Origin of the sequence: Kitasatospora sp. CB01950, assembly GCF_001905465.1 — a bacterium.
GTDB lineage: Bacteria > Actinomycetota > Actinomycetes > Streptomycetales > Streptomycetaceae > Kitasatospora.
Genome location: NZ_LISX01000024.1, coordinates 83,016 through 94,392 on the forward strand (window position 1 = coordinate 83,016; position 11,377 = coordinate 94,392).

The following is an 11,377-nucleotide window of genomic DNA, read 5'->3' on the forward strand; positions in this document are numbered from 1 at the left end:
TTGACAGGCCCTGCGGATTCCCTGATCCCCGGGGCACGGTGTCGGCGGCGATCCCTATGGTGAGCGCATGACTGCTGCCGCCACCGGACTGGTGGGCATCGCCCTCGACGGCTTCACCCAGGCCCGGATCCGCCTCACCCGCACCCTGGAGGAGACGAAGAACCTGTACGCCATCACCGTTCCGGTGATGGAGATCGCGTACTGGGCCCGCACCGTCGACGAGCAACTGGCGAAGGCCGACCCGGCCTACATGCGCTCCCGCCACAAGCCGGCCGGAACCGTGATCCGCGGCCTGCAGTGGCTGCGCAACCAGAGCACGCACGCATTGCCGCTGACGGTCCGCGCGGTGGGCGGCCTGACAGCCCCGATCACGACGCCGATCACCATCACGCCCGTGCAGGTCTTCTGGCACCACGCCGACCAGCTCCCGCCCGAAGACCCCAACCTCCTGGAGCCGCTGGAGGACGTCGCCCAATGGTTCGCCGCCGAGCGCGCCCGGCCCGGCTCGCTCCTGGCCGCCGCGTAGCCGGGAAGCCGAGCCGGAACAGGACCGACGGCCTTTTACGCCCTACAACTCCCAGGCCCCGTACTGGGCCCGCGCGGGGTCGCCGATGGAGTGCCACACCGGGGCGTTGACGCCGTGCTGCTCGAGGTCGGTCAGGCGGGCCGCGCCAGCCTTCACGCGCATCAGCGTCAGCATCCGCTCGACCATCGGGTGGGCGGCGGCGACGGCCTGCAGATCGCGCACCCGCTGGCGGGCGGCCCGCTCGCCGGTGTCGGCCAGGACGAACAGCAGACGGGGGAAGGCCGGGTAGCGCTGCTGCCAGGCCGGCAGCACGCTCTGCGAGTGCGAGGTGCGCCGCAGGTGGGCCGGGACCGAGTGGTGCTCGTGGAAGCGGGCGTAGGCGAGCAGCTTGGCGGCGAGCTTCTCACTGGACATGGTGCCGCGGTCGACCTCGACGAACGCCCGGTGCAGTACCCGGCCCGGCCCTTTCTTCGCGTAGTGCAGCAGGCCGTCGGGGATCAACGCCCCGCCCGGGCCCTCGCCGAAGCGGTGGTAGACCTCGGGCAGGAAGTCCAGCGGCGCGCACTCGTCCCCCCGTGCGCGGGCGCCGGCCACGAAGGCGACGTGGGTGCGCACGACGGCCAGGACGTGGCCGAGGCGCAGCCGTGCCGCGCTCTTGTCCTCGGGCAGCGGAGGGGAGGCCACGCCCTCCAGTTCGGGGAAAGTCGAGGCGATCCGCACGGCGCGCTCGGTCAGGAACCACGCCCGCAGCTTCCCGGCCTGCGGGAGGACGACGCTGTCCACCAGGCCCTCCTCGTGCAGCCGGCGAAGGCGCCGACGCATCTGCTCCGGCCCGGCGTCCGGGGTGTGCAGGACGCGCAGCTGCTCGGCGGTGGCCATCCGGAACTGGTACAGCGCGGCGACCACGGCGTGGTCGATCTCGGGCGGCATCGCCATCGAGGGGCTCCTTCAAGGTCGGTGCCCGCCGCCCTGGTGGCGGCGGGCACCGCATGGAAGCCCGCGCCTCTCACTGGATTTCTCACCAGAGGAGGCTCCGGCGGCAACGATCCGACAACGGGTGTTCTCACCGGCTCGGCAACCGGTGGTGAGAACCCGTGCGCCAACCGGTGGCCGCACCCTCCGCACGCCGTGCCCGAGAACTGGGCTAATCCGCAGGTCGGAACGGGTGGTGAGAGGGCGTCAAGGCGGAACTCGCCGGCCCGACAACCCTTCCTTCCTTCTTCTTTGTCTTTGTAGTTGCAGTGGCAGTTGTCGTTGGTCGGTAGGGTCCGGCGCCTGCGGCGGGCCCTTTTTCTTCTGCGTCCGGCTGGTGCCGGCCGCGCGTGGTGAGGGCGCGGACCGGGCGGCCGAGCCGCTGGCGCTGTCGTACCGGTTGTAGGCGGCGGACCCGAGTACGGCGCGGTCTGGGGGGCGGCTCGCTGCCGTCCGGCTGGCTGCGAGCCGGCGGCGACGGCCGGGCCGTCGTACTGCTCGTACTGCTCGTACTGCTCGTACTGCCAGGTCCCGCGCCTGTCGCGATCCCCTGTCGCGTTGGCCGCCTCGGAGCGCGACAGGGCGGCCCTGTCATGCCCTGCGACCTGCACAGGGATGGCTCGAGCCCCCTGTGTGTGCCAAGCGCGACAGTCCTGCCGGCGGCGACGCGCTGTTCGAGGACGGCGCCCTGGTCGACGCCGACCACGACTGCGACGAGGGCGACGGACCCGAGATCGGCTGGGACGGCCGCGCCGAATGCAGCGCCTGCGGCTGGGTCCTGGAGACCCAGTTCGCGGACGGCGACTGGGTCGAGGCCGGCCACGGCTGCACCACCGACCAGTAGCACCACCGCCCCGGGGGCGGTCCGCGCACCGGGCCGCTCTGTGTTCGCTCTTCTGGAGGCCGCGTTGCACGGCTACGGCCGCACCCTGCTGACCCAGCTCCTGGTGGCCGCCGGCCACACCCCCGAGCAGGCGTCAGTCGTTGTCTCCGGCTGGAGTACGACGTTTTTGACTGGGCCGTGGCCGTCGTCGAAAGCACCACGTGGTGCGGCCCCGACGGGCGCGGCGACGATATCGACAGCGGATGGGTGGCCGGCTGCGACGCCGCGCGGGCCCGCCTCGCCGGGCGTGCCGAGCGGGCCCGCGTCGAGGCCCGCGACGGCGGTCTCGCCGTCCCGCCCAGGCCGCCGCCGCGGCCGGCCACCCGTTCCCCGCACCCGACACCGGAAGGCACCGCGTGATGACCGACACCACCCGCCCCGCCCCCGCCGCGCCCGAGCGGCTGGAGCTGTTCCCCAGCGCAGCCGGCCGATGCCCGACCACCAGGACGGCCTGGGCCGCGCGGTCCTCGACTCCCCTCTGACGGGCGGCGCGATGTGGCTGCGCTGGACCGACCAGGACGACATCCGCACCCTTCACCAGGACGCCGGCCTGGCCCGCGGCTGGGTGGAGAAGGGCGCCTGCGGCCTGGACGGCTGGGCGGCCCTGGTCGACGGCCGGCTCGTCGTCCGCGTCGACCAGCTCGGCCGGCCGGAACCCGTCCTGCACAGCGAGGCGCAGCAGGCCAAGGAGACGCTGCGCGCCGCCCTCGACCGGCACCCCGTCCGGACCGGCCCGGACGACGCGGATGGCCCGGCCGGGGAGTACGAGCTGCTCGGCACCGTCCCGGCCCGCATCCGCCGCCGGGCGGCCGGGATGACCGTGCCCGAGATCGACCGGGCCGTGGCCGCCGCCCGCGACGATCTGCGGATCGCCGACCGGCACGCCGATGCCGGCGACGAGCACGCCGCGGTGCAGGCCGCGGTGGTCGTCCAGGAGTGGGAGCGGGTGCGCGGCGCGGCCGCCACCAGCATTCTCAAGGTCTACGACCCGGAGCACGATCTCTCGCTCATGCGGGCCCTGTACGCCGAGCAGCACCGCCAGGACATCGCCGACCGCGCCCGCGAGGCAGCCCACCAGGACCACCAGGAAACCGACGCCGCCCACCGCACCCTCGCCGGCACCGCCGCCCAGCCCCTCTACACCGCCCTGGAACGCGCCGGCATCCACCCGCTCACCGACGACGACCACCAGGCCGTCCGCGACCTCACCCGCACCCTCGACCCCGCCACGCTGCGTCAGGTCGCGGGCTGGCTGGAGCGCACCCGCGCCGCGGCCTTCGCGCTGCGCGGCACCGAGCAGACCCCGCCAACCCGTCCGAGGGTGCGCCGCAGCCGGCTCTGACCGACCGCCCGAACCCGCCCAGTGCCGTCCCGGCGGATCTCGCTGCCCCGCCCCCGCTCGGCGGCGTGGGACAGACCTGGGACATGGGTGTCCCACCCCCGTCTCAGGATGTCCTGGTATGCCTGTTTCGCTGGGACGGTCCTAGGACCGTCCCAGCCGTTTTCCCAGGCGGGAGTGCCGCGTGTCCGGCCTGGGACAGGGGTGCGACGGTGGCCCCTGTCCGGTGCGGCCGGGGCTGCGCCCGTCCGCGTGGTTCCCGGACTGGGCAGGAGCGCGGCACCAGGTGGAGCGGGAGGGGATGACCATCTGGTGGCGGCTGTCGCCGACCCCGGTGGCCGCCGCCCGTTCAGTGCCGGTTCGTCGGTCCGCTGGGGAGTGGTCCGGTGTAGGGGGTGCCGGGGAGTCGGGGGTCGTGCGGTCCGTCGGCCGGCGCGGGCCACCACGCTGCTCCGCGCCACACCCAGTCCGGGCTGACGAGTTCGTCCCAGGCTCTGCCCGGCCGGCCCGCTCGGCACCGGGGGCACAGGTCCACCCGGCGGGGCGGACCGAGTGCCGGCCGCAGCAGGACCCGGAGCCCGCCGTCCGCCGGCACCGCCGACTCCCAGCACAGGTGACAGACGGGCGGGGCCGCCGACAGGCCGCCGAGGCGGGACCGAGCCGGCACGGGGCGGTCGAGGGACCGGGCAGCGGGGGAGGGCGTCATGGCCTGCCCAACGACCGCTGCGAGTCGGAGGTTGCTTCCTCGACCTGCCTGCGGGAGTCGGTGACAGCTTTTGCATCTTCGGGTGTCCTCGGTCGGGGTGGTCGTGGGCGGTGTCTCGGGCGGGCCCTGATCGTTGGGCAGGGACGTGGAGTGGACTTCTCGTCTCAGGGTGTTGAGCGGTGCCGTCGATGCCCGGAACCGGGCGATCGCCGAGGTGTGTCCGGCTGATGCTCGTGTGGTGGAGCCGGCTGCCCGGGCCGCCGCGGCCGGGGCTCCGGCACTGCCCGGGCGGCGGCCCGGAACCGGAGCCCGCCGTCGTGGCGGGGGAGTGGCAGTGAGCGTCGGCGGGGCCGTTCGGGCGGGGTCGGAATCGGTCCGGGGTTCGGGTGTTCCGCTGTTGGTGCCGACCGGGGACCGGGTGCCTGTGGAGTTGGCGGTCGTGGACGGCATCACCGCCGGTTTCCCTCCGGAGATGTTCCTGCATTTCGTCTTCCGTCTTCCCGAGGGCGGCGCGCGGGTGTGGGACGCGTGGACGGCGGGCGGGGACGAGCTCGGCGACGTGGTCGACGGCCAGGCCCTGGCGGCGGGCCTGGACGCCGCCGACACCTTCCACCTGACCGCCCGCCACGTCAGCGACCACTACCGGGGCCGCATCCACATCCAGGCCCACCCCCTGCGGCCGATCCGGGCCGATGTCCTGGCGGGCCTGCGCGCCCCGGTGAACGAGCGCGCCGCGCTCTTGCGGATGGTCGCCCTGGCCGGGAGTACTGGTACCGCCCTGCCCCGCTGGATGGGCGTCGGCCCCCGGCTGCGCAGCCGGTAGGCGAGAGCCTCCGGCGGCCGGGCGGCCCTCGGCCGTGCGGCCCGAACAGGGTCAGGGACGGGGAGGGCGGGCTGACGCCCGCCCTCCCCGTCCCGGCCCCGCCCGGTGCCGGCCGCCAGCCCCGACCTGGAGGTTCGGGCCCGGAGGTTCGGGCCCGCGCCGCCGAGGGCCCGCGCCTGCCGTCGGCCGGCGGGTCCAGGTCGGCACCGCCGCCAAGCCCCCCTCTGCACCGCCCTGGAGCGAGCCGGCCTCCAGACGCTCGCTGCCGACGTCCAGTTCTGAAGGCACGCCCCCTCCAGGTCGTCGCCGGAACCGCCCTCGGCGGTCTCCCCGCTCGCCCTCGCGGTACTGCAATGGGAGCCGCGAGCCGTTTCCCGCCCTTTGTCGCACAGCGGATGACGGCCGAAGCGTTTTGGTCACCGTGGGATACGGATCCGCTACCAACTGTGTTGTTGGCTTGTTTTTCCCTCTTTGGCACTTGGGTCGCCGCCGTAGGGTCCGCAGGAGACCAAGCGGTCGCCTTTCACACGAAGGAGCCTGTGTGATCACTCAGCGCTACGGCGATCTGGAACTGCACTACACCGCTCGCTTTCGAACGGCCTGGCCGGTCGCGTCCGGCCCCTTGGTGGAATCGGCGAGCCGCAACCCTCGGATCATCGTCGGTTCTCTGGGACTGGGCACTTGGTCGCCTGCGGGATTCCAGTTCTCGGACGGAACGAACATCGGGGACGCGGGATCGCTGATGCTGCGGGACCTGTCCGCAGACGGGAGCCTGTTACGGCCGGCCGTGGGGTGGGAACGGATCGGCGACCTCCCGAGGGTTCCCAGTACGGAATTTCAGTCCAGCGTCTGGCGGCCGATACCTCCGCCGGGGTACGTCGCCCTGAGTGACTGCGCCTCCCCTGCACAGCCCACAGTGCACACCCTTACCTGCATCAGGCAGGTACACAACGGGCGACCCTACGCGCGGCGGGCCGAACTCGGCGAGCAGCTGTTCGAGCACGCTGGGATGCGGTTGTGGTCGGTGGTGACTCCGCCGTACCCGGACGGGGACCTCGACGAGCGCTTGTTCCTGCCCATGGGCGGGTTCACCGCCGTGAACGTCGCCGGGCGGCCCAACCCCACGCCCACGACCTGGATCCTGGACCTGCCCGCTGTCGTGGAACGCCAGAACGGCCCCGGCATCCCGGTCCTGACATCGCCCGCCAGGCCGCCGGCGCAGACGAGGGTGAACGACCGCACCGTGACCGTGCCCTACACCCTCGTCGACGACCCCGCCCGCACTGCGGCCTGGCGGATCGCGAACTCGCCGTTCTACCGGATCCGCCGCCACCGGATCTTCGATCTCGTCCTCTTCCGCGACAACCGCGCCGGAACGGTGGCCCAGACGGAGTCGCAGACGATCACCACGGGGGTCACCCGTGAGGAGGGCCACTCCTTCAATGTGGCCACGGGCATCACCGTGGGCGCGTCGATGGGCGTGGAGGTGTCGGCCAAACCGTTCGGCGTAGGCGTCAGCGTCACCACCACCACCTCCGTCTCCGCCTCGCTGGAGCTGGGGTACGAATCGCGCCGCAACGTGTCGACCATGACCGAGGAGAGCAAGGAACGCGGGCTCGTCATTCCGCCGCACAGCACCGGCTGCCTGTGGATGGAACAGCACGAACTCACGCCCGTCCGCGCCGATGGCACCACCCTCGGCGTCCAGGCGTCCCTCGGGTTCCGTACGGACTACTACGTGACCGGCGAATTCCCCGGCGGCGCCGGCGTCGCCCCCTTCACCACCGACGCCTCCGATGAGCGCACCCTGCTGCCCGCCAACCACCTCCTCCCCGACCGCCCCGGGGCGGCTGTCGACACGCCGCTGCCGGACGCCCCGGCAGCCGACGGCAAACCGGACGAAGAAGAATAAGACTTCGCCATCTTCGAACGTGCTGGTCGGAAGGGCCGGCGTGGCGGACCGCCGGGGGTCTAGCGGGCCCCGGAGAACACCGAAACCTTCCGCTGAGCCTCCTCGCCCGAGGAGAACCTGCAGGTGGCCGGGCACGTCCCGGTGTACGCCGACAACAGGGCCCGGCCGGTACGAGGAAGGGGTGCGGCGCCTATCCCGCGCTGCACCCCTTCGCCCGCTTCTTCTCGCGCTGCTACGCCCAGCGGATGCCGAGTTGGGTGAGGCGTTCGGCGCGTTCGGTGGGGATTTCGGCGCGGCGGTTGCGGCTGTTGGCGATGAACAGGCCGAGGCTGACCTCGACGGTGGTGCCGTCGGCCAGGACGAGCTGTTCCTTGTGCTTGCGGCCGACGTTGAGGTGCCCCTCCCGCCCCCGGTATTGGGCGGCGGCGGCGAGGTTGCGTTCCTCTTTCGCGGCGTGCGGGACCTTCGGGGCCGGCAGCTCCTCCGGGTCCATCGGGTTCAGGCCGAGGACGTGTTCGCAGGCCCACTGCTGGGCGGGGCCGAGTTTGTCCCAGCCGGTCTGCTGTGCTCGTGCCCACCCGGCGAGGTCTTCGCCTTGGACGGCAACGCTGCCCGGCTTCGCGCCGGCCAGGGTGCCGCCGTCGCCCACGTACTTCCAGGAGAGGGTGAAGCAGCGTTGCCATTCCACCGGCCAGGTGGGGCACCACGCCGGGTCGATCGCGTCGATTGCGGCTTTCCGGTTGGCGGTGAGCGCCCCGGTCCAGTCGAGGCCGGTCTCGCCGGCTTCGGCCCGGTGCTCCAGCGCCTCGGTGCGGCGTTGGGCGGTGCGCCAGTTCTTCAGGATCGTCCCGACCGGCCGCCCGTCCCACACCGCGTCGTTGGGCGGGCAGGCGTGGCCGTGTTCGGCGGCGTAGCCGGCGACCGCGGTGAGGTTGTCGGTGAAGGCGGTGTCGAACGCCGACCACACCATCCCGAGCCCGTCCAGCTCCTTCACGCGCTCGGCGTCCAGGACGCCGGCGGCCTTGTAGCGGCGCTGGTCGGCCACCCAGGAACCGAGCCGGTGACCGGACGGCGCGGTGTAGGCGTAGGGGACCTTCGCGTCGCCGAAGGCCTTGCGGTAGGCGGTCAGTTCTTCCAGGCCGCGGCGGAACTCGGCCCGCTCGGGCTCCAGGACCCGGGTGCGGACGAACGCGGCGATGAGGGCGGGGTCGCGCCGGGTGGAGAACTGGAGCAGCTGCTCCCCGGCCTCGCCGGAGCGGCGCTCGTCGGGGTCGCCGGCATGCCGCTGCTCCCGGGGCGGCCGGGTCTCGGACTGCGGCAGGGCCAGGCGCTCGACGGCGGCTGCGTCGTGCGAGCGAAGGGCCATCAGCAGCTTGGCGAGCCCGTCGAACGCCTTCGAGCTCAGCAGTTCCTCGCCGGTCTCTCCGGTACCGAGGATGACCGGGACGACGATGGTGGCCACCTTCCCGCTGCCGGGCTTCATGCGCAGGGCCCGGCCGACGGCCTGGACCAGGTCGACCATGGAGCCGCGGACGTCGGCGAAGAACACGCTGTCGCAGTCGAAGGTGTCGACGCCCTCGCTCAAGACCTTGACCGAGGCCAGGACGTAGCGGAGCAGCCGCAGCCCGTCCTCGGCGAGCAGCGAGGAGAAGTCGCCGAGCGTCTTGCGCCGCTCGGCGACGGTGTGCTCCGACTCCAGCCAGCTGGTGCCGATCAGCTTCGGGTCCGGGTGCAGGGCGGGGTCCTGTTCCCACAGCACCTTGGCGACGTCGTGCAGGCCGGTGCTGAGCGCCCGCGCCTCCGCCACGAGGTGATGGAACGACAGCACCCGGCCCAGGTCCCACTCGGCGGCGGCGGTCAGCAGCGCGGTCTGCAGGGCTGCCAGGCGGGCGCCCCGGTACTCCACCGACATCTCGCTCGCACCGCGCTGCTCCAGGCCCTGGAGGTCGGGGTCGGAGACGTCGACGCAGACGATCCGGTAGGGGGCGATGACGCCGTCGGAGATTGCTTGGCCGAGGGGGTAGTCGTGGGCGATGGGGCCGAACAGCTCCTCGTCGTCCATGCTGGCGATCAGTTCGGCCGACTCGATGCCGGCCGCCGCGGCCCGTTCCCGGTCCCGTTCCTTGACGGCCCACAGCCTGGCGGTGGCCGTCATGAACAGCCGCCTGTCGCACGGGATCCGGGTGTTGTCCAGGATCGCCGCCCACGGCCGACCAGCTTGACCACTGACGCGGTGGGCCTCGTCCACGACCGCGAGCGAGAACGGCTCCAGCCCGATCTGGTGGGCCTTCTCCAGGTGCCCGAGGCCCAGGCTGGCGTAGGTGGCGAAGACGGTCACCCGCTTCAGTCCGGCGGTGAGCTTGACCAGCTCGGCCGGATCGGTGGTGCAGCGCAGACCCACGGGCTGCTCGTAGCCGGTGAGCGAGCACAGCCCGACCATCCGCCCGCCGTGGCCTTCGCTCCGCCACACCGCCACCGTCTGCTCCAGCAGCGGCAGCGAGGGCACCAGCACCAGCGTCCGCTCGGAGCGCAGCCGCTCGGCGATGTGAACGGCCGTCAGCGACTTCCCCGACCCCGTCGCCGCCCGGATCTGGCACCGCAGCCCCTGAGGCGGCACCAACCCCGACGCGGGGAGCGTCAGAAGTCGCACGGAGGCGTCGGCGGCTTCCTCCTGATTGCGGCGGGGCTTTTTCATCATGATTCCAATTTCCCTTTCCAGGAATTCAAGCGACATGACCGGAAAACTGACCACTGCTGATTCGCGCCGTTCACGACGGCGCCGCCGCTACCAGTCGAGCGCCGGGCCGAGGTAGTCCTCGCCGTAGGCGTTCGCCTCGCGCCCGTACCGCGGCGGCTCCCGGTAGACCGCGGGCAGCCGCTCCCGGTACGCCTCCAGGCCGGGCGGCGCCGGGGTGATGGCGACCGGGGGCACGTGGACCAGGCCGTCGGCGTCGACCTGGACGTGCTCGGCCAGCACTGCCAGCACCCGCTCCGCGCTCCACCCCAGCCCCTCCGCCAGCGCCCGCAGCCGCCGCCCCGCCTCGCCCGGCAGCACCGCGCGCACCTGCACCCGGTCCGCCAGCTGCACCCGCTCACGGACCTGCTGCTCCGCCTGCCGCTGCCGTGTCCGGCGCCGAGCCTGCATCCGCTGCTCCCACTCGGCCAGCCACGCCTGCGCCTGCTCGTCGAGGGCGACGTCGTACACCGGCCAGGAACCGGAGCAGACCAGGGTGGCGATGCGCTCCCACTCCTCCACCTCCCACACCGCGTCCGGCCCCACTTCCTCGTCCCGGCCGGCCTGCCGCGCCATGGCCCGCGCGGCCACCAGGCCGCCCCCGATCTGCTCTGCCGTCCGCCCCTGCGCCTGGCGCTGCACCCGCCGCTGTGCTGCCGCGAGCCGCTCGACCTCGTCCATCACCGCTCCACTCCGGCCGGCACCGCCGACTCGTCCCCGCACACGTGGCCCGATGCCACCCAGCAGTCGTCCTCGAAGTCCGTCTCAAGCACCCACCCGCACTCACCGCACTCCGCGCGGCCGTCCCACCCGATCGAGCCCGACCCGCCGCCCTGCTCGCAGTCGTGGTCCGCCTCGACCTCGGTGTCGTCCTCGAAGCGATCCTGCCCCGAGCTGCCGCACTCCCCGCAGTACCAGCCCGCGACCCAGGAGACGGTCATGCCGCAGTCTCCCCCGAGCTCAGAAATTTCATATCCAGCTCCCTCTGCATTTCGACGGGCGATATTCTCAGCGATGGGTGATCTCGGCCCGGAGTGCAGTACAAGAATTCTCCGGACCCCATCTTCTAGGCCAGAGTCTAGCGGCCATACAGCTTTGATGCACCGGAACGGGCGAAGCCCGCCCCCTTGCTACCCCAACGAGTGACCCCGCCATCCGACACGCCCGCACCAGCTCCGAATCACCTCCGGGCCCACGGCGTGAAGCGCCCCCAAGCCCGTCCGGCCCGCCCATCCCATTCACCCGCCCATCCCATTCAAGGACCGAAGGCCCCACCTCTCCGCCCCGTCAAACTCCGCGCGAAGCAGCGGAGTTGACCCACCATCACCCACCCGAACCCCGCGCCAGCGATCGGGCGAAGCCCGAACAGCCCGGCAAAGCCGGGCAGTCGGCGGCGAAGCCGCCGAGCCGCCCCGGGCGAAGCCCGGGGCCCGGCCGAAGGCCGGCAGTTCCGGCGGCTTCGCCGCCGCGCAGCGCCGAAGG

At 72.7% G+C, this 11,377-nt stretch carries 10 protein-coding genes; 6 read left to right on the forward strand and 4 right to left on the reverse strand.

The window, feature by feature from the left end:
- Window positions 1-67: 67 nt before the first annotated feature.
- The gene (locus tag AMK19_RS33520) at window positions 68-526 is read left to right on the forward strand and encodes a hypothetical protein (RefSeq protein WP_073819271.1); all 459 of its coding nucleotides are present in this window, start codon (window positions 68-70) and stop codon (window positions 524-526) included.
- 42 nt (window positions 527-568) lie between these two features.
- On the opposite strand, the gene AMK19_RS33525 is transcribed toward AMK19_RS33520, so the two are convergent.
- On the reverse strand, window positions 569-1,462 hold the full coding sequence (locus AMK19_RS33525) for a replication-relaxation family protein (RefSeq protein ID WP_073819274.1): 894 nt from the start codon (window positions 1,460-1,462) through the stop codon (window positions 569-571).
- Between the two features lie 667 nt (window positions 1,463-2,129).
- Between AMK19_RS33525 and AMK19_RS33530 the strand changes: the two genes are divergently transcribed.
- The 5 genes from AMK19_RS33530 (at window position 2,130) to AMK19_RS33550 (ending at window position 7,161) form a co-directional block, all read left to right on the forward strand.
- Entirely contained in the window at window positions 2,130-2,342 is a 213-nt protein-coding gene (locus tag AMK19_RS33530) for a hypothetical protein (RefSeq protein ID WP_073819276.1), read from the forward strand.
- A 177-nt stretch (window positions 2,343-2,519) separates the two neighbouring features.
- Entirely contained in the window at window positions 2,520-2,741 is a 222-nt protein-coding gene (locus tag AMK19_RS33535; RefSeq protein WP_073819278.1) for a hypothetical protein, read from the forward strand.
- Between the two features lie 70 nt (window positions 2,742-2,811).
- Complete coding sequence (locus AMK19_RS38385; protein ID WP_073819281.1) at window positions 2,812-3,723, forward strand: hypothetical protein; 912 nt, start codon at window positions 2,812-2,814, stop codon at window positions 3,721-3,723.
- A 1,142-nt stretch (window positions 3,724-4,865) separates the two neighbouring features.
- On the forward strand, window positions 4,866-5,249 hold the full coding sequence (locus tag AMK19_RS33545) for a hypothetical protein (RefSeq protein ID WP_241844715.1): 384 nt from the start codon (window positions 4,866-4,868) through the stop codon (window positions 5,247-5,249).
- 541 nt (window positions 5,250-5,790) lie between these two features.
- Window positions 5,791-7,161 (forward strand): hypothetical protein, encoded by a 1,371-nt coding sequence (locus tag AMK19_RS33550; RefSeq protein ID WP_083647575.1) that lies wholly within the window; start codon window positions 5,791-5,793, stop codon window positions 7,159-7,161.
- Window positions 7,162-7,393: 232 nt separating this feature from the next.
- Here the strand turns inward: AMK19_RS33550 and AMK19_RS33555 are convergent, their stop codons facing one another.
- The 3 genes from AMK19_RS33555 to AMK19_RS33565 all read right to left on the reverse strand — a co-directional run bounded on the left by AMK19_RS33555 (window position 7,394) and on the right by AMK19_RS33565 (window position 10,836).
- Window positions 7,394-9,859 carry a DEAD/DEAH box helicase gene (locus AMK19_RS33555; RefSeq protein ID WP_073819290.1) on the reverse strand — a complete coding sequence of 822 codons (2,466 nt, stop codon included), beginning with the start codon at window positions 9,857-9,859 and terminating at the stop codon, window positions 7,394-7,396.
- A gap of 87 nt (window positions 9,860-9,946) precedes the next feature.
- Window positions 9,947-10,576 (reverse strand): hypothetical protein, encoded by a 630-nt coding sequence (locus tag AMK19_RS37835; protein ID WP_241844716.1) that lies wholly within the window; start codon window positions 10,574-10,576, stop codon window positions 9,947-9,949.
- Window positions 10,576-10,836 (reverse strand): hypothetical protein, encoded by a 261-nt coding sequence (locus AMK19_RS33565; protein ID WP_073819293.1) that lies wholly within the window; start codon window positions 10,834-10,836, stop codon window positions 10,576-10,578. Before AMK19_RS33565 ends, AMK19_RS37835 begins: the two co-directional genes overlap by 1 nt.
- Between the last annotated feature and the right edge of the window lie 541 nt (window positions 10,837-11,377).